Raw genomic sequence first — 18,049 nt, forward strand, 5'->3', positions numbered from 1 at the left:
CCAATCATCGAGCTGCTGCATGAAGGCCCTCAATGGCCGTTGAGGGTGGGTCCCAATTTACCCGGAAAACGCAGAGAATTATCCATACAAGTCAAAGCACTCGGACTTGGTAAAGCTGTCACCTTTTTTGTTCCAAAAAAGCCGCCAACTTCACCAAGCCGGTGTTTGAGGCGTTAGCCGCATTCAGAGTTAAAGGAGAATAATGAATACTGTTGATGCATTTGGAATAAAAGAGCAAATGTTCGAAGATATGCTTCATGATTACGATGAGGCGAAGCAGTGGTTGGAAGAATTAGGTATTAAAATAGAGGCAGGCAGGTTTCAGTCATATAAAAAATTAATTGCCCAAAGTCTAAAGAGGGGAAAATTCAATTCTCCTGATATAAACGATTCTGACGCCCTTTGGGCTGTTGCTGAACTTCATGATTTGCTTGAAATATCTAAATATTTGCATGGTGTCGACCATGAGGATATTAAAAATACTCTAAACTGGCTTAAAAAGGGACCGCCTTTGCTATCGGGAGAACCGAATGATGGCGGCGGAATCCATGGAAGAAACTTTACGTTTGAGCTTTATGCATCTTCCAGGTTCTTAAGAGCTGGCTTGGATGTAAGTTATCAATCCGATGCTGATTTGAATATCTTCATAGCTAACACACTACTTCATGTAGAGTGCAAAAGAGCTGTAACTGAAAATAACTTAGAAGGCCTTATTGAAAAAGCAATTGAACAAATTGATAGATCATGTGAGGAAAACGACACTGACCGCGGGTTAATAGCCTTATCACTCAGTAAACTGTTCTGGATGATTCAAGTAGATATGAATCAAGGCAATGTCGCTGATGAGAAAGAACTTCAATCTTTGCTACATCCCGTGTCAGAAAAAATAGCGATGGCAATAAGAGCGCAATACGCAACTAAATCAGACAATGTTATTGGAGTGATTTTTCATTATAAAATGCCTTTTTATAGGCGTTCAAATGGATTTCCAGCGTTTATTAATAGGTTTTCATTTGTATCATTTTCCGATCCAGGTACTACCAATAAGGCGATTTCGGATGAATTATCGAATTGCCTTAAGCAGTCCGTATACAGTAGCGGCTAACAAGGCGGTGTTGTCGCCTTCGGCTGGGACTGCCATTCCGCTGGCGCTTCATGTCAGCCCCAAACCGCGACGTTAGCCTCTTTTAGAAGTGGTCTTGAATACAAGGAATAGTCATGAGTCAAATCCAGAAACTAAATATTAATCTTGAAGGAATTGGTGGCGTGCTCAAAAGTCGTCGGTTTCGTGTTCCAGCATATCAGCGTTCATATGCTTGGGAGGTTGATCATGTCGAAGCTCTTCTAAACGACATTAAAGAGGCAATTGATAACAAAGAGCGTGAATACTTTCTTGGGTCAGTAGTGGTTACTAGTGCTGACAATGGAAGATATGAGGTGGTGGATGGGCAGCAGAGACTCACTACAATAAGCTTGGTTATCGCGGCAATAAAAGAAATTTTTCAACGTGATGAAGATCATGAAGTAGTTGTGTCGGTAAAGTCTGATTTTCTTGCCAACACGGACAGAAGAACAAAGGAACGAGAGCCCAAGCTAATTCTTAATGAGGTAGATAACGAAATTTATCAAGATCTAATTGAGAGCTTTGGTGACGTAGACGAAAAGAAGGTGCGTCGGCAATCACACAAGCGATTGTTATCAGCGGCTAAGCATTGTGAAAAATATCTAACTGATCTCTGCATTATGTCTAAAGACTCAGAGGAGGAGCTGCACTCATGGCTTGATTATATAGAAACAAGCCTAAAAGTCATTGTTGTAACGGCTCCCGATGATAGTAACGCATTTGTAATATTTGAAACTCTCAATGACAGGGGCTTAGAGCTTGCTATTTCAGATCTCGTAAAGAATTACTTATTCCATAAATCTGGCGAGAAGATTGAAGAAACTAAAAATCGCTGGCTATCAATGGTCTCGACTTTGGAAAGTGCATCAGACGACCCGTTAACGGTTACATATATCAGGCACTTTACCATGGCTAGATATGGGCTGGTACGGGAAAAGGATCTGTTTTCCCTCCTAAAAACAAAGATCACTAGTAAAAGAGGCTCTTTAAAGTTTTCAACAGAACTAGCTGATACAGTAAGAATTTATACGGCACTATTAAATACGGATCACGAATACTGGAACGATTTCAGTAACGATGTGGCATATTCAGTATCTACTTTCAACCTCCTTGGTATGACTCAGATAAGGCCTTTATTGTTGGCATTGCTTGATAAGTTTCCTGCAAAAAAAGTATCTGAGGCGTTTAAAAAGTTAGTATCGGCGGCCGTCAGGTACCAGATGGTTGGTGGTGTCGGTGGTGGTACTCTCGAAAGGGTTTATGCTGATACGGCAAAAGCTGTCACAGAAGAAAGAATAAAAACACCTAGCGATGTTATTCAGGCTTTTAAGAGTGTACCAAGTGATTCGGCATTCTTATCAGCTTTTTCCATTGCTTCGATCTCCAAGCAAAAGATTGCTAGGTATTACCTACGTGAGCTTGAAATTGCACAAGCTGGTTCGAATGCGGAAACCATACCTAACTATGACACTAACAGTGTTAACCTGGAGCACGTATTACCATTAACGCCTGATCCTATTTGGGAGAATGCCTTTACTCAAGATGAAATGCGATCTTATCAAAGGCGTATTGGAAACCTGGCAATAATGGCCTCAAAGCTTAATAGCACTATTGGTAATGGTTGCTTTGAAGATAAAAAAGAACACTACACAGATTCAACTTTCAAATTCACTAAAATGATTTCAGCCAATAATGGTTGGAATAAGGATGCCATCGATAGTCGTCAAAGACAGATGGCCGAAGTAGCAGTTAAGCATTGGAGTTTAGGCTAACAAATGCATGTTGGGCACCCACTGCGTGGGCTGGGACCTTCGTTCCGCTGCGCTTCACTGCGGCCCCAAATGCGGGCGTTATATTTCAAGAAAGTGTGTGCCATGGAATACGAAGGCTATTTAACAAAACAAGAAGTATTGGAGAGAATTGAAAATGCATTTCCGTTCGTGGAAAGGCCATCGGAAGATGACCTTTATGTATATGACGAGTCCGATAGAATGCGGAAAATCATAAGTTCTGGTATATCTAAATTTCGAGAGCCGGAACTTCCTTATGAAGGCGTAATAGTTTTGTACGATGAATTTTCTACTATAAGCCAGAAAGCCGTCAGTTGGCTACTTCCGTCAATGCTAAGAATTATAATAAAAGAACGAGATCTTTCTGAAAATCTTCATTGGTTTCTGCCGTCATACTTTGAACACTTGGATTTAAATAGCCCTGATTCAGCATATAATTTTTCCTGGCTATCTCGGCAGCAGTTGTCTGCATTAAATTGCCTATTTGAGTACATGTCCGAAAAATACGATGAGTCAACTGGCTATGCACAAGAGAAATTACGAGAGATTGAGCAAAAAATATAACAAGGCGTTCAAAATCAGTCGCTGCGCTCCTTGGGACCTCAAAAGCTACGCTTTTTCGGCCCTTTAACGCGGCGTTATATGAAAATACTCCAAGGACGTAAGTATGTCAGATGATTATCAATTGGTCGTTTCTGGCGATGATCAGGAATCACTTGTTCAAATCCCAATAAAGAAGAAAGACTTTGGTGATTTTGTCACGAACCTTCTTGGCCAGCCAGAAACAATGGAATGGTCTAGAAATGGTACATTTGATATCAGGTTTGATTGGTTAATACACCTTCATCACCTGCTGGATCAAAGGATTACTCAGCAAAATCACTCATCTCTTGTTGATTTTTCAGCAGTAATTAAATATGAAAAAGGTCCAGAAAGAAGGCTTAATAATATTGATAGCTTTATTCACTTTAACGAGGCCAAAAAGGAACTGACAAAAAGTGTAAAGCTAACTTGGACATACCTTGTATCCTTTCCTAAAAAGCACGCACCTGAAAAACAAGAAATTTCCGTACAGTTTTCAACGGATAGTACAGTAAGAGTAATGATGGGAACTGCCCGCGTCACAAGAGAGGAGACTGAAGGCCGGGGAGATGTTCATTGCTCCATTTCATATACAGAAAGAACTTGGGGTGATGACATAGAATCAATCCTTGAAAAGGAGATTGATTCTATTATCGAAAAACCCAAATGGTACAGAAAAGTTGCTGACTTTTCGCTCTTAATGCTATTTATGGGATTTTTTATATCAGGGTTAGTACTTCCTGATTATATTGAGCAAACTATTCAGGAAAATAATATTGCAGCAATATTCGCAGGTTCAATACCAGAGGGGGCAGGTATCGAGTCACTTCAAGATTCAGAAAAGCTCAATCTTATCGTTAAGATACTAGATCCAAATAGTAAAGTTCATAGCGTTGAAGTTTGGTTCAGGATAGTTTCATTTTTAGGAGGTATTGCATTAGCGGCTCTTACTATGGCTATAATGATGATTGAGAAGCCTTCATTTGTTGTGATTACCAGTTCGGATGAAGAGAGACGGCAAAAGATAAGAAAGGGAAAAACTAAGAAAATAGTAGCTAGAGTTGTATCGTTTGCATTAGCAATTTCAGCAGGTGTCGCTGGTAATTACCTCTATTACTATTTATCAATACAATAAATATATAACAAGGCAATGAAATTCGTTCCGGCCCCTTGTGCCTCCACCGGACCCAAAAAGCTACGCTTTTCGGTCCGTTTATTGCGGCGTTATACGTAATATGGCATCAAGGAAGACAGAGCTAGAAAAGGCCGCAGGAAAGCTGATCTTAGCCATTCAAAAGGAATGGGGTAATGAGCTTGGTGAATCTGTTGCTGAAGTAAGCGAAGATGTTATGAACAAAGGGCATGAACTACTTCTGGCGTCAAAGCAAAGGGAAGTACATTGTGTTCTAGGCGGACTTAACGTGACCCAATACTTGGGGGAGCTTTGGGTTTCAAGGCATCCCGAGGTAAAGAAGTTTATAGTTCAATTTGAAAGGGAACTTGAGGAAAATGAAAGCGTATAACAAAGCATTCAAAATCGTTCGCTTCGCTCTCTGGGACCTCAAAAGCTACGCTTTTTCGGCCCTTTAATGCGGCGTTATAACTTAAGAGTAAGGATGCTGAGATGAACTACGATTGGCGCTGCCAAGCGTGTGATAGCACAGTAAAAGCAGGGAATGATAAGTGCACAACATGTGCTTGTCCCGCTTCATGTAATAGTCGAGAACTTCAAAAGTTTAAAGAGGCCTACCTAAACTCCGAATCGTATCGCGATCAGTCTGAATACAGATGCTTTAAGTGCGATCATCATCTATATGAGCGCGGTGGATTTAGAGCTTCGGGTGATGGTATTTCAGAGGTTTTCGATGTGGCAACCGAAGGGTTTGTTTACATAGCGTGTAAGAAATGCGGATATACTGAAATCTATAAAAAGGACCTTAGTAGCCTATCAATGATTGCTGATTTTTTGATTGGTGAATGAGTTATAAAAGTAAAGGTAACCAACCGCTAAAACAGGTCCCTTAGCCAAACATTATTAATATAAATATTTAGGTAATAAAAATGATTCAAGATGACCGTAAAGATAAAAAGTCGAGAGATCCGTTAAAGGTTTTTATCGGTTTGATTTTTATATTAATATCAACTGTAATTGCCAGTTGGTTAGTTGATGCTTTTTTGATGCTATGGGAATCGCCTGATGAACTTGTTTTAGTTGAAAAAATGTCGTCTTTTATGGCGTATCAAGTACCGATTGAAATGGCAGCGGATAATAGTCAATTATTCAGTGGTATTTTATATGGTTCGGGTGTTTTTTTATCTATTGTTATTCTTACGGGAGTGGGTTATTTCTTTCAATTTTTTATAACGGTAGCGCTACGTCTAATGTTTCCTGATTTCATGCCTCCTTTTAGAGAATTTAATAGGGAGTTAGAAGCATTAAAGCGGCAAATAGGTTTTAATAAGCATGAAAACGGCAAAGACTGAGTCAGTGAAAATATATAAGACTTCTCGGTTTAAATAGATAATAGTATTTTAATTGGCGGCATGTACAACACGTTTTCATCATTCATAATGAAAGGAGAAGTAAATGTTAACGCCCGTAATACAGGAAGAAGAAACGGGGTGCGGAATTGCATCTGTTGCAAATATATTGGGAAAGACCTACTCGGAAATGAAAAATATAGCAAATGCTATGGATATCTATGCCGAGGATAAATCGCTTTGGTCTGATACTCAATATGTAAGGAGAATGTTATTGCAAGCAGGTGTCGAGACATCTTTAGATGAAATTCCATTTGAGTCATGGAATACATTACCCGATTTGGCACTGCTCTCTATCAAACATCATTGGGAAAATGGTCATAATTTCTGGCACTGGGTTGTTTTCATGCGTGTGGAAGGCCAAGGATTTGTTTTGGACTCGGCGAGTTATCTACCATCAAATATTCGGACTGATTTTTCTGAAATGCAGCCGAAGTGGTTCATTGAAGTAAAAAAGGTATAGCCCTGGTGTTGAATGAACGTCTATTGGTTGCTGGGATGCAGTGGCTACGGCGAGTCTGTTCAGGGTACGGTACAACCAACTGACAAATGCAGCGCCAGTTCGTATGATGTAGCGGCTTGGACGGGGTGCCCGGCTTGGTTTGCACGGGCCGTTGGCGGTCATGTCTGCGCCGCTCCTGAGCCGATAAGGCGGTATGGGGTGCCGGTTGTTTGAAGGAGTTTAAATGTCATGTCTGAAAATGGAGTCTCTTGATGGAAGACACGGTTAAACAGGAGCTGATACAGTTTCAGGAAGTCTACACAATGGTCGTAGAGTTCTTCGTTAACTACAGTTTCCAGATTCTGGGTGCCCTGATCATCCTGTTGCTGGGGCTGTGGGTGGCTGCGAAGGTTTCCAAATGGTCTTTGGCGCTGATGCAGCGGCACAATTTGGATATTACGCTAAGCCGCTTTATTGCCAGCTGTGTCAGGATTTTGGTGATCGCCATGGTTGCGATTGTCGCACTGGGCAAAGTGGGGATTAGTGTGACTCCGCTGATTGCCATGATAGGTGCGGTTGGTCTGGGTGCTGGTCTGGCCATTCAGGGGCTTCTGTCCAACTATAGTGCAGGCTTGACGATTGTTTTGACGCGCCCCTATGTGGTGGGCGATACCATCCAGGTTCAAGGTGTCAGTGGTCAGGTGAAGGAAGTGCATCTGTCACATACGCTGTTAACGAATGAGGATGGGGTTGATATCTCTATTCCGAACAAGCATGTGGTAGGCGAAATTATTCATAACTCGCATGCTTATACGCTGGCAGAGGTGTCGATTGATATTGCATACAGTGCCAGCCCTGAGCAGGCATGTGAGCGGTTGAAATCTGCCTTGGTCGCCTTTGGTGATGAAGTTTGCCAGGAACCGGCGGCACAGGTGGGTATTGAAGGTTTCGGTGAAAATGGGATTACGCTGGGTGTACGCATCTGGCTGCCGACGGAGCGCTATTATGACCTGCTGTACCGTATCAATATGGCGCTGTTCAATGAGCTGAAAGACGCCGGCATCGAAATTCCGTTCCCGCAGCGTGAGGTGCGCCTGCTGAATACGCCGCCTGCCGCCTGAGCTGGAGCCCCGAGGCAGGATTCGGGGCTTGCCGAATGACAGGATGCGTCCGCAGAAAAAAGCTGCAGGCGCACCCTGTCCGAGGTCAGCTTTTTTCTGGCAGGGTGACGTTCAGTTCCAGAATGGAGCAGTCTTCGTCCAGATTGATCTGTATGTCGTTGGTCGATACATCGACATACTTGGCAATGACGGCCAGAATTTCCTGCTGCATTTGGGGCAGGTAGTCGGGTTGGGTGCGCTGAGAGCGCTCGTAGGCAACCAGGACTTGCAGGCGCTCCTTGGCGACGCTGGCCGATGTCTGCTTCTTCGATCGAAAATAACTCAAAATACCCATTAGCTCTTCCGTCCAAATACCCGGCTCAGGAAGCCCTTTCGTTCCGCATTGAGAAAGCGGTGTTCGCGATCTTCGCCCAGGAAGCGGGCAATGGCGTCGTCATAAGCCTGGCCGGCATCGCTGTCGGCGTCCATAATCACCGGAACGCCCTGGTTGGATGCCTTGAGGACTGCTTCGGATTCGGGGATGACGCCAAGCAGAGGGATCGCGAGAATTTCTTTGACATCCTCTACCCCCAGCATTTCACCTGCTTCTACGCGTCCGGGGTTGTAGCGGGTCAGCAGCAGGTGCTCCTTGACGGTTTCGCCCTGCTCAGCCTTGCGCGATTTGCTTTGCAATACGCCGAGAATGCGGTCGGAGTCGCGTACCGAGCTGACTTCAGGATTGGTAACGACGATGGCTGTGTCAGCGAAGTACAGTGCCAGTTGAGCACCTTTCTCGATACCGGCGGGCGAGTCGCAAACAATGTAGTCAAAGCTTTCGGCCAGCTCGTTCAATACGGCTTCGACACCGTCAATGCTCAGGGCATCCTTGTCGCGTGTTTGTGAGGCGGGCAGGATGTAGAGGTTTTCGGTGCGCTTGTCGCGAATCAGGGCCTGGTTCAAGGTCGCTTCTTTGTTGATGACATTAACAAAGTCATAAACCACACGGCGTTCGCAGCCCATGATCAGGTCCAGATTACGCAGGCCAACGTCGAAATCAATCAGGACGGTTTTGAACCCTTTCAGGGCCAGGCCTGTGCCGATTGCGGCGCTACTGGTTGTTTTGCCGACGCCCCCTTTACCGGAAGTGACAACGATTATTTCAGCCATGCATCTGTATCCATCAATCTGTAGAAGCGGTTAATTAAAGTGAAACTGTATCCAGTCGCGAGCCGCGTAGCAATGCCTGTATGGGCTGTTGCCAGCATTCCGTATGTAAGTCTTCGCTGGTTTTGAAGTAGCCCGCGATGGAGATGAGTTCTGCTTCCATCGACTGGCAAAAAATACGGGCGTCAGTATTGCCGTTCACGCCAGCCATGGCGCGTCCGCGCAGGGGGGCATAGACGTGGATGTGTCCATCGGCCATGATCTCTGCACCGGCACTGACCGGAGCCAGAATGATCAGGTCTGTGTCTCGAGCATAGATTTGTTGACCCGAACGCACAGGGGTCGTGACCACTTTGGCGGCAGGGGGCGGTGACACGGCGGGTGGTGCTTCGGCCTGTGCCTGTTTCGGAGTTTCGTCATCATTGCTGTGGGAGGCACGGCGCTGGTGGCTGAAATCGGCCAGCTGGAGCGCCGTGCAGAGTTCGGCCGAGCTATCGGGGTTGGTCTTGAGGCCAACGGGCACCAGCGAGAGTTCACGGCAGAGGCTGATCAGGGTTTTCAGTGTGGCAACATCGGGCGCCGTTTCCTGTTGCTGGCAGTTCAGAATCACGGGCATGTTGTTAAACAGCATGGGTACCTTGGCCGCATGAGCAGCCAGCTGCGGTTTCAGCAGTTCGGTATCGCTGGTGGTAAGAATCAATTCGTTGAGAGAGGCGCGGGCGCTTTTGAACTGAAAGCAGCGGGGTTCGGATTCCTGATTCACAGCAGAGGCCATAGGGGTCATATTGCTCACGGAGAAGTCCTTGTTGTTGAACTTCCTGAAAATGTTTTGGGGCTAACCTTATCATGGAACGATGGGAGGCCGACAGGCATCACTGGGAGCCGTTCGGTTTTTTGATCCCGGTCATTGTAGTACACTGCGCCATCTTTCTTGAACAGGAGCTGAAGTCACCATGAAAGCTGTTCGCTGGGTGCTGGGTTTAATCGTGATGGGGTTGCATTATCTGACGTTGCCGCGTCGTGGCAAGCGTTCGCCGCAGGCGCAACAGCAGGTGGAAGAGGCGTTGACCGGTTACGCCCTGTATCAGCTGCCGACCTGTCCCTTTTGTGTCAAAGTGCGTCGGGCGATGCGCCGTTTGAATTTGCCGCTTGAAGTGCGTGATGTCAAAGCCGATGAGCGGCACCGCCAGGACCTGATCAATGGTGGCGGCAAGATGAAAGTGCCTTGCCTGCGTATTGATCACGCGGACGGGCACAGTGAGTGGATGTATGAATCCAGTGATATTGTGGCGTATTTGGAAGGGCGCTTCCCGGTTGATAAGTAACACCAATATACCAAATAGTTATTAATAATATATTTTTATTACCATTAAAGTGGCTATAGTGTGTCAGTATCAAGCTGTACTGCACTGGAGCCACGACGATGGATTACCTGCCGCTTTTTTTCGATCTTAAAAAACGCTCTGTTCTGCTGGTGGGCGGTGGTGACGTGGCCTTGCGCAAGGCTCGTCTTCTGCAGCGTGCCGGTGCTCATATTACATTGGTTGCTCACTGTGTCCTGCCAGAGCTGCAGGAACTGCTGGCTCTGAACGAGGGGCAGGTCATTATTGGCGAGTACCACCCCAAGCTGCTGGACGACAAGGTACTGGTACTGGCTGCGACGGATGATGCGCAACTCCATGCCCGTATTCACTATGATGCGGTGGCACGGAATGTCCCGGTCAACGTGGTCGATAATCCTGAGCTGTGCACATTTGTCTTTCCGGCGATTGTTGATCGCTCCCCGATCATGATTGGCATCAGTTCCGGTGGGCAGTCGCCGGTACTGGCTCGCTTGTTGAGAGCCAAGCTGGAAACGCTGATTCCGTTTGGTTACAGCCGTTTGGGCCAGTTGGCCGGCCGCTTCCGTGACAAGGTAAAGGCGCGCTTCGGAACCCTGAGTGAGCGCCGAGTGTTTTGGGAGTCGGTGTTGCAGGGGCAGGTTGCCGAGCGGGTGCTGGCCGGGCGGGAAGGCGAGGCCGAGGCTCTGCTTGAACAGCAGTTGGAGGCCGGGGGTACGTCGACCGGGGTGGGCGAGGTCTATCTGGTCGGGGCGGGTCCTGGCGACCCGGAGCTATTGACGTTCAAAGCGCTGCGTTTGATGCAGCAGGCTGATGTGGTGCTCTATGATCGTCTGGTGTCCGAGCAGGTGCTGGATTTGTGTCGACGGGATGCGGATTTGATCTATGTTGGCAAGCAGCGGGACCATCATGCAGTGCCTCAAGAGGGTATCAATCAGATGTTGATTGATCTGGCGCGCCAGGGGAAACGCGTGGTGCGTCTGAAAGGCGGTGATCCGTTTATTTTCGGCCGAGGGGGCGAGGAGTTGGCCGAGCTGAAGCAGGCCGGTATTCCGTTTCAGGTCGTGCCGGGGATTACGGCGGCAAGCGCCTGTTCGACCTATGCCGGTATTCCCCTGACCCACCGGGACTATGCCCAGTCAGTTAAATTTGTGACCGGACAGCTGAAGAACCGGGCAACGGAACTCAATTATGCCGAGCTGATCCAGCCCAATCAGACCATTGTGTTTTACATGGGGCTGCATACCCTGCATCTGCTGTGCAAGGGATTGATCATGCATGGCAAGCCGGCGGATACTCCGGCCGCGATCATCTCGCGAGGAACGGCTGCGGACCAGCAGGTGCTGGTGGGAACGCTGGCGACGCTGCCTGCTTTGCAAGAAAAGGCAGAGTTGCCGGCACCGGCCCTGATCGTGGTTGGCGAGGTGGTTGAGTTGCAGTCCAGGCTGTCCTGGTTTGGAGAGGCGCGCTCAGAGGGGGAGTGAGACCCCGTGAGCGCGGGCATGGGTCAGTGCAGGGTATGGCCGACCAGATAGCTGCCGGCAAAGCCGACGCTGTAGGCGATCAGAATGATGCCGGAATAGCGCATGAAGCTGATAAAGGTAATGGCTTCTACCTTGCTCATGGCAACAATACCGGCCGCCGAGCCGATCACCAGCAGAGAGCCGCCTACGCCAACGGCATAGGTCAGCGTCAGCCAGCTGGCTGCATCCATGCCAATATCGGATTTCAGCAGTGCGGCCGTCAAGGGTACGTTATCGACCAGCGATGACAGCAGTCCCATCACGAAGTTGGCTCCGGTCGTGGGCAGCACTTCATAGATGTGTACCAGCGAGTCCAGTACACCGATCTCTTTCAGCATGCCGACCAGCAGCAGGATTCCCAGGAAGAACAGCAGAGTGTCGAACTCGATGACGCGGATGTAATCGAGCAGGTTCTCACGCTTATCATCCTTGTAGCAGATGCGCCCCACCAGGAACATGATCGACAGGCCGAACAGGAAGGTGAGCAGGGGAGGAATGGACGCGATCACGTTGAGGACGATGGTGGAAATGATGGTCAGCAAAAAAATCAGCGCGATCATCATGCCAACCTTGTCATCCCGGCGCGGGCTGGGGCTGATCGTGACCTCGCCCTTGAGGCTCAGCGACAGCATGCCGGCCAGCAGCATGACACTGGCCAGAGCGGGAAGGCTGAGCCAGAGCAGATCATCGATGGCCACTTTGTCCTGCATGAAGATCATCAATGTCGTGACATCGCCTGTAATCAGGGCGACACCGCCCGAGTTGACGGCAAAGACAACCAGTACGGCAAAGCGTACCGTCTTCTTGGCATCCAGTTTCAGTGACAGGACCAGCGCGATCGAGATCAGTGTGGCAGTGATATTGTCGGACAGAGACGAAAAGAAGAAGGCAAAGCCCGCGACCAGGAACATGAGTTTGCGTTCGCTGAGCTGCTTGGGCAGTACTTTGTAAATCAGTGTCTCGATCAGGCCCTGGTGGTTCAGGAAGGCCACAAATGTCATGGCCGCCATGAGGAAGAGCCAGAGGCTGGCGATTTCGAGGATATTTTCGTCCAGCTTTTCCTGAATCCAGTGGCTGTCGGTGCCGGCAGGCGGAAAGAGAAAAAGCAGTAACCAGGCAAGAGTGCCGAGGAATAGAGTTGTTTTCGCCTTATTGATGTGAATCACATCTTCCAGCACGATCATCAGGAAGGCGAGTCCTGCGAGCGCGAGTAATAGCGTTTGCATCGGTTTAACCGAGCCCTCAGAATTGTTTGAAAGCGAAATATTACGCCTCTGTTGCCGACAGGGACAGAGGCCGCGGGAAAGTTGGTACCAAAAGAGTGGAAAAGTACTGGTTTGTCTACATGCTCAGATGTGCGGACGGCAGTCTATACACGGGTGTCACTACGGATGCTCGGCGTCGGGTGGCCGAGCATAATGGTGAAAGCGGAGGCAAAGGGGCGCGCTATACCCGTGCCCGGCGGCCGGTCAGGCTGGTGTGGCAGGAGGGCGGGCACGATCGCCGCTCGGCTTTGCAGCGGGAGTATGCGTTGAAGCAGTTGCGCAAAATGGAGAAAGAGCAGCTGGTGGCGTGCTATGCGGTGCTGCCGGAAAGTGCCCCTCCCGAGGAGAGGGGCGGGCGGCGCTAGAATTCCACGCGAACGGTATTGGCGCACTGACGTGCCTTGTCGCGGGCCTTCTCGACATCTTCATCACGTGCCAGAGCGACGCCCATGCGGCGACGGCCTCGGATTTCCGGCTTGCCGAACAGACGCAGGTCCGTATCGGGGGCGGCCAGTGCCGCCTGCAGGTGGGCAAAGCTGGCCTGATTGGATTCGCCGGTTGGCAGGATAACGGCCGATGCCGAAGGGCCGTGCTGGCGAATCAGCGGAATGGGCAGATTCAGAATGGCGCGGGCGTGCAGGGCAAACTCTGACAGGTCCTGAGAAATCAGCGTGACCATGCCGGTGTCGTGAGGACGTGGTGATACCTCACTGAAAATGACCTCATCACCACGAATGAACAGCTCGACGCCAAAGATGCCACGGCCGCCCAAGGCGCCAGTGACGCTTGTCGCCATCTCTTCGGCGGCCTGGCGTGCGGCCGGTGTCATCGCCTGCGGCTGCCAGGATTCGCGATAGTCGCCATCAACCTGGATGTGGCCGATCGGTTCGCAGAAGCTGGTGCCGCCGATATGACGTACGGTCAGCAGAGTAATTTCGTAATCGAACTCGACAAAGCCTTCGATAATGACGCGACCGCCGCCGGCGCGACCGCCCTCCTGCGCATATTCCCAGGCAGCGTCGATCTGGTCAGGCTGTTTGATGGTGCTTTGGCCCTTGCCGGATGAACTCATGATCGGTTTGACAACGCAGGGCAGACCGATATCGGCAACGGCCTGTTTGAACTCGTCCTGAGTGCCGGCAAAGCGGTAGGGCGAGGTTTTCAGTCCCAGTTCTTCAGCGGCAAGGCGGCGAATGCCTTCTCGGTTCATGGTGAGCTGGGTGGCGCGAGCGGTCGGAATGACGACAAAGCCTTCATCTTCCAGTTCGGCCAGCGTGTCAGTGGCGATCGCTTCGATTTCGGGAACGATGTAATGTGGCTGCTCCTGCTTGATAACGGCACGCAAGGCGTCGCCATCCAGCATGGAAATAACATGGGAACGGTGAGCAACCTGCATGGCAGGCGAGTTGGCGTAACGGTCGACAACGATAACTTCAACGCCCAGGCGCTGGAGTTCGATTACAACTTCTTTACCCAGCTCTCCGCCACCACACATGAGTACGCGGGTTGCGCTGGAGGAAAGGGGGGTGCCCAGTGTTGTCATGGCCTGTCAGCTCCAAATTGAAAATGTTTCAGGCATTATAGGGCCGAGCGGGCGGTAAAGGCTATCGGACTGACTATACTGGAGGAATCGTTGCTTCTTCGCTCCATGCCGCCAGGCATGGTTTTCAGAGGGGCTTCCGGCCCGGTCAGGCCGCCTCCGAGAGGGGCGGCCTTTTTTCGAAACCCTGGCGGGTTTCGAGGGCGGGTATCCGATCAGTCGCGGTTGAAGCGACGTGCGGGTGGCTTGCCACGCGGACGGCGCGGAGCGCTGCCGTTGTCCTGCCAGGGGCGGATATCCAGACGCTGGCCGCAGACGCGAGCGCGTTTCAGGGTTTGCAACTGGTTGGCTTCCAGGCCAGCGGGCAAGTCGATGCAGCTGAACTCGTCGGCAATGTTGATACGTCCGATCAGGCGGCTTTCGATACCGGCTTCGTTGGCAATGGCTCCCACGATGTTGCCCGGCTTGACGCCATGCAGGTGTCCCACACCAATCCAGTAGCGTTCCATGCCGACAGCAACGGGCTCGTTGCGCTGGTTGCGGCGCGGGCGTTCGCCGCGTTCGCCGCGCTCTTGGCGCTCACGCGGAGCCGGGCGGGTGTTGGGGTCCGGTTCGTTCTCGTTCATCCACAGCGGTTTGTCGCTGTGCATCAGTGCGATGGTGGCGGCGATCAGCTGCTCGTTGCTCAGTTCTGAATTGGCCTGCAGCTTTTCGATCAGCGGCATGTACTCGTCCAGATTGGCTTTTTCGGCAGCGGCCAGGATTTGGGCCTGCAGGCGTTCGGCGCGAAGGGTGTTGATTTCCTTGGCGGTCGGCAGTTTCAGGGTTTCCAGCGGCTGGCGCGTGGTGCGCTCGAGCTGTTTGAGCAGACGCTGTTCACGCGGCGCAACAAACAGGATGGCATCGCCATTACGACCGGCACGGCCTGTACGGCCGATACGGTGGATATAGGATTCGTTGTCGTACGGAATGTCGTAGTTGATGACGTGGCTGATACGTTCCACGTCCAGTCCGCGTGCAACCACATCGGTTGCGATTACGACATCCAGTTCGCCTTTCTTCAGCTTGCTGACAATACGCTCGCGCTGGACCTGCGCAATGTCGCCGTGCAGGGCTGCGGCAGGGAAACCGGCGCGGGTCAGTTCGTCGGCCAGACTCTCGGTAGAAGTCTTGGTGCGTACGAATACCAGAGCGGCTTCATGTTCGCGCAATTCGAGAATGCGGGTCAGGGCTTGAGTTTTACTCATTCCACGTACAACCCATACGCGCTGGCGGATGGTACTGGCCGTCGCGGTTTGTGCCTGAATTTTGATAACAGCCGGGCTTTGCAGGTAGTTATCGGCAATGTGGCGTATCGCCTGGGGCATGGTTGCGGAGAAAAGCGCAATCTGACGCTGTGAAGGCGTGTGTTGCAGTACCCATTCTACATCGTCGATAAAGCCCATGCGCAGCATTTCGTCGGCTTCGTCCAGCACCAGGGCCTGGAGGCGATCCAGCTGCAGGGTGCCGCGGCGGATGTGGTCCATGACGCGGCCCGGAGTGCCGATGATAACTTGAGCACCACGGCGCAGGCCGCGAATCTGGCTGTCATAGCCCTGGCCGCCGTAGATGGAGAGGGTGCGCAGGCCCGGCAGGTGCTTGGAATACTTTTCGCAAGCGGTCGCGACCTGGAGTGCCAGTTCACGTGTCGGCGCTAGGATCAGCAGCTGCGGGTGAGTCGCCGTGGTGTCGATACGCTGCAGCAAGGGCAACGCGAAGGCTGCCGTTTTGCCGGTACCGGTTTGAGCCATGCCAAGCAGATCCTGCCCCTCGAGCAGTGGCGGAATACTCCGGGCCTGAATCGGCGAGGGAGTCTCGTAGCCAACGTCGGTCAGTGCGTTAAGAATAGGGGCGGACAGTCCCAAATCGCCAAAGTTGGCGGGGCTGGTATCAGTGTTGGACATGCTGTGAGCTATACCTGGGTCTTAAGAGGAGGAGAAAGGCTGCAGGCACTTTGATCAGGAGCAACACTTTCTAAAAAATAAGGTGGCAATTATACGCGCCTTGGCTGCCGGCGTCCACCGAAAGCGCCAAGGCGAGTGTTTCATTGCGTTTGGAGATGGGTGAAATGGTTATAGATGTCGATCAGTTCGTCCTCGCTGAAACGCACAATGACCAGCTGTTGCCCCGGATGGATGACATTGGGGTCCTGGCCCAGAAGTCCCTGTCGGTAGTTGAATACCCAAGTCTCTTCTACCTTGCGCTTGAGCAGGTGTCCGAGCCAGGAACTGCGCTGATCGTTCAGGGGTTCGTCAGCATCTTCGGGGATATGGGTGCTCAACAGGCGGTCACGGTTTTCGATACGGATGCCGCGCGTGAAGGTTTCCATTAACCCCCGGTGGATAATACCCCACAACCCTTGCTGGTCGGATGGCTGTACGGCGTGAACATAGAAGATTTCATCGGAGGCTTGCTCCGGGCTGCTGAGCAATTCCTGCAGGCGTAGCCTGTCGTGTGTGGATATTGGCGTGGCTGAAGGCCCTTCTGACAGGGTGTTGCTGTTGGTGCTGCCGGGGAGGTTGGCGGCAAAACTGGTGGCGACGTCGGCTTCGGTTGTGCTCAGCGTGGTGGTGGCGGCTGTTTGCGGTTGTTCCTGAGGCAGCTGTAGCAGTTGGTTGCCGGTGACAAAGTGGTCTGCGGTGGCAATGTCCAGGGTGTCTTCGGATGCCTGTTGCGTCAGGCTTTTGATATGCTGACGCGCTTGTTGGCGCGTGCTGTCGGAAACCGGGGGCGTGGTCTGGTTTGGCGTGGCGGGTGAAATGGGCTGCCCGGAGTCGATAAACTGGTAGATGGCAAGGGCGGCGACAACCAGAGTGAGGAGTATGACCAGTCGTTGCATAGGGGCTTTCCTGCATCGTGAGTGATTAAAGACACCATAGATGAGAACTCTGTCGTCGAAAAGCGTTCAATTGAATCAGGCCGCCTGTCAGAATGAAGGCGGAAGGTATGTGCCCGTGATGTGTATGGGGGAGAGCGATGCGTTCTGAACAAGAAACCGATTTCAATGCCTTGATGCAAGCAGAGGGGGTGAAGCGCAGTGCGCCAGCTGTGCCGACGGTGGCGTCCGAGTCGCGCCGGCCTTTGAAAGCGGACCCCCGTAAAAGTATTCGACGACGGTTGGCACAAGGCTCGCCCGAAGGCCTTACGCTGAATCCGGTCGATTGGCTGCACCCTGCCGATCCGGTCAGCTGGAAGCGTGATGGTGTGCAGGAGGGGGTTTTCCGCAATTTGCGCCTGGGGCGGTATAACGCGGATGCCAGCCTCAATGTGCAACAGTGTACGTTGGCTGAAGCACGAGATGAGGTCGCAGGTTTTGTGCGGCAAAGTTGCGAGTTTAATATCCGCACGGTGTTGATTCAGCATGGGCGCAGCAACCGGGCTGACGGGCCGGGTAATCAGTTGAAGACCTATCTGAATGAGTGGCTGCCGCTGCTGGATCAGGTGTTGGCATTTCATTCTGCCCAGCTCCACCACGGTGGCGTCGGAGCGATCTATGTCATGTTGCGCAAGAGCGAGCAGGCACGTCAGGACAACTGGGAAAAGCACCAGAAACGGCGCTGATTCCAGCCGGTAAGGCTGTGTGATCTCATCATGACAAGC

Annotated in this window: 20 protein-coding genes; 13 read left to right on the forward strand and 7 right to left on the reverse strand. The window is 50.9% G+C overall.

Annotated features, from left to right (window positions below; translation table 11 throughout):
* Nucleotides 1-202: 202 nt before the first annotated feature.
* The 9 genes from H1S06_RS04890 (at nt 203) to H1S06_RS04930 (ending at nt 7,599) form a co-directional block, all read left to right on the forward strand.
* The gene (locus tag H1S06_RS04890) at nt 203-1,105 is read left to right on the forward strand and encodes a hypothetical protein (protein ID WP_181737808.1); all 903 of its coding nucleotides are present in this window, start codon (nt 203-205) and stop codon (nt 1,103-1,105) included.
* Nucleotides 1,106-1,218: 113 nt separating this feature from the next.
* Nucleotides 1,219-2,895: a DUF262 domain-containing protein gene (locus H1S06_RS04895; protein WP_181737810.1), complete on the forward strand. Its 1,677-nt coding sequence runs from the start codon at nt 1,219-1,221 to the stop codon at nt 2,893-2,895.
* Between the two features lie 102 nt (nt 2,896-2,997).
* On the forward strand, nt 2,998-3,477 hold the full coding sequence (locus tag H1S06_RS04900; protein WP_181737812.1) for a hypothetical protein: 480 nt from the start codon (nt 2,998-3,000) through the stop codon (nt 3,475-3,477).
* Nucleotides 3,478-3,580: 103 nt separating this feature from the next.
* Nucleotides 3,581-4,630: a hypothetical protein gene (locus H1S06_RS04905; protein ID WP_181737814.1), complete on the forward strand. Its 1,050-nt coding sequence runs from the start codon at nt 3,581-3,583 to the stop codon at nt 4,628-4,630.
* A gap of 100 nt (nt 4,631-4,730) precedes the next feature.
* The gene (locus H1S06_RS04910) at nt 4,731-5,018 is read left to right on the forward strand and encodes a hypothetical protein (protein ID WP_181737816.1); all 288 of its coding nucleotides are present in this window, start codon (nt 4,731-4,733) and stop codon (nt 5,016-5,018) included.
* A 101-nt stretch (nt 5,019-5,119) separates the two neighbouring features.
* Nucleotides 5,120-5,476: a zinc ribbon domain-containing protein gene (locus H1S06_RS04915; RefSeq protein ID WP_181737818.1), complete on the forward strand. Its 357-nt coding sequence runs from the start codon at nt 5,120-5,122 to the stop codon at nt 5,474-5,476.
* Between the two features lie 80 nt (nt 5,477-5,556).
* Complete coding sequence (locus H1S06_RS04920; protein ID WP_181737820.1) at nt 5,557-5,979, forward strand: hypothetical protein; 423 nt, start codon at nt 5,557-5,559, stop codon at nt 5,977-5,979.
* 103 nt (nt 5,980-6,082) lie between these two features.
* Nucleotides 6,083-6,499, forward strand: a complete 417-nt coding sequence (locus tag H1S06_RS04925; RefSeq protein ID WP_181737822.1) for a hypothetical protein — start codon at nt 6,083-6,085, stop codon at nt 6,497-6,499.
* Nucleotides 6,500-6,750: 251 nt separating this feature from the next.
* Complete coding sequence (locus H1S06_RS04930) at nt 6,751-7,599, forward strand: mechanosensitive ion channel family protein (RefSeq protein ID WP_181737823.1); 849 nt, start codon at nt 6,751-6,753, stop codon at nt 7,597-7,599.
* A gap of 85 nt (nt 7,600-7,684) precedes the next feature.
* On the opposite strand, the gene minE is transcribed toward H1S06_RS04930, so the two are convergent.
* The 3 genes from minE to minC are packed head-to-tail and all read right to left on the reverse strand — an operon-like array spanning nt 7,685 to nt 9,526.
* Entirely contained in the window at nt 7,685-7,933 is a 249-nt protein-coding gene (minE, locus tag H1S06_RS04935; RefSeq protein WP_181737825.1) for a cell division topological specificity factor MinE, read from the reverse strand.
* Nucleotides 7,933-8,745 carry a septum site-determining protein MinD gene (gene minD, locus H1S06_RS04940; protein ID WP_181737828.1) on the reverse strand — a complete coding sequence of 271 codons (813 nt, stop codon included), beginning with the start codon at nt 8,743-8,745 and terminating at the stop codon, nt 7,933-7,935. Before minD ends, minE begins: the two co-directional genes overlap by 1 nt.
* A 34-nt stretch (nt 8,746-8,779) precedes the next feature.
* Nucleotides 8,780-9,526 carry a septum site-determining protein MinC gene (gene minC / locus H1S06_RS04945; RefSeq protein WP_255482910.1) on the reverse strand — a complete coding sequence of 249 codons (747 nt, stop codon included), beginning with the start codon at nt 9,524-9,526 and terminating at the stop codon, nt 8,780-8,782.
* Nucleotides 9,527-9,695: 169 nt separating this feature from the next.
* Between minC and H1S06_RS04950 the strand changes: the two genes are divergently transcribed.
* Both H1S06_RS04950 and cysG read left to right on the forward strand, forming a co-directional pair.
* On the forward strand, nt 9,696-10,067 hold the full coding sequence (locus H1S06_RS04950) for a glutaredoxin family protein (protein ID WP_181737831.1): 372 nt from the start codon (nt 9,696-9,698) through the stop codon (nt 10,065-10,067).
* A gap of 98 nt (nt 10,068-10,165) precedes the next feature.
* Nucleotides 10,166-11,566 (forward strand): siroheme synthase CysG, encoded by a 1,401-nt coding sequence (gene cysG / locus H1S06_RS04955; RefSeq protein ID WP_181737833.1) that lies wholly within the window; start codon nt 10,166-10,168, stop codon nt 11,564-11,566.
* Nucleotides 11,567-11,589: 23 nt separating this feature from the next.
* Here cysG and nhaD read toward each other — a convergent pair whose 3' ends face one another.
* Nucleotides 11,590-12,831: a sodium:proton antiporter NhaD gene (gene nhaD / locus H1S06_RS04960; RefSeq protein WP_181737835.1), complete on the reverse strand. Its 1,242-nt coding sequence runs from the start codon at nt 12,829-12,831 to the stop codon at nt 11,590-11,592.
* 95 nt (nt 12,832-12,926) lie between these two features.
* On the opposite strand from nhaD, the gene H1S06_RS04965 reads away from it, so the two are divergent.
* On the forward strand, nt 12,927-13,235 hold the full coding sequence (locus tag H1S06_RS04965) for a GIY-YIG nuclease family protein (RefSeq protein WP_328515312.1): 309 nt from the start codon (nt 12,927-12,929) through the stop codon (nt 13,233-13,235).
* Here H1S06_RS04965 and purT read toward each other — a convergent pair.
* From purT to H1S06_RS04980, 3 genes are all read right to left on the reverse strand, one after another.
* Entirely contained in the window at nt 13,232-14,413 is a 1,182-nt protein-coding gene (gene purT / locus H1S06_RS04970) for a formate-dependent phosphoribosylglycinamide formyltransferase (RefSeq protein WP_181737839.1), read from the reverse strand. The genes H1S06_RS04965 and purT overlap by 4 nt on opposite strands.
* Before the next feature lie 212 nt (nt 14,414-14,625).
* Nucleotides 14,626-16,353: a DEAD/DEAH box helicase gene (locus H1S06_RS04975; RefSeq protein ID WP_181737841.1), complete on the reverse strand. Its 1,728-nt coding sequence runs from the start codon at nt 16,351-16,353 to the stop codon at nt 14,626-14,628.
* A 140-nt stretch (nt 16,354-16,493) separates the two neighbouring features.
* Nucleotides 16,494-17,288: a hypothetical protein gene (locus H1S06_RS04980; RefSeq protein ID WP_181737842.1), complete on the reverse strand. Its 795-nt coding sequence runs from the start codon at nt 17,286-17,288 to the stop codon at nt 16,494-16,496.
* Between the two features lie 137 nt (nt 17,289-17,425).
* Between H1S06_RS04980 and smrA the strand changes: the two genes are divergently transcribed.
* The gene (gene smrA, locus H1S06_RS04985) at nt 17,426-18,010 is read left to right on the forward strand and encodes a DNA endonuclease SmrA (protein ID WP_181737844.1); all 585 of its coding nucleotides are present in this window, start codon (nt 17,426-17,428) and stop codon (nt 18,008-18,010) included.
* Nucleotides 18,011-18,049 lie beyond the last annotated feature (39 nt).

This window comes from Marinobacterium marinum, from assembly GCF_013868415.1.
Taxonomy (GTDB): domain Bacteria; phylum Pseudomonadota; class Gammaproteobacteria; order Pseudomonadales; family Balneatricaceae; genus Marinobacterium; species Marinobacterium marinum.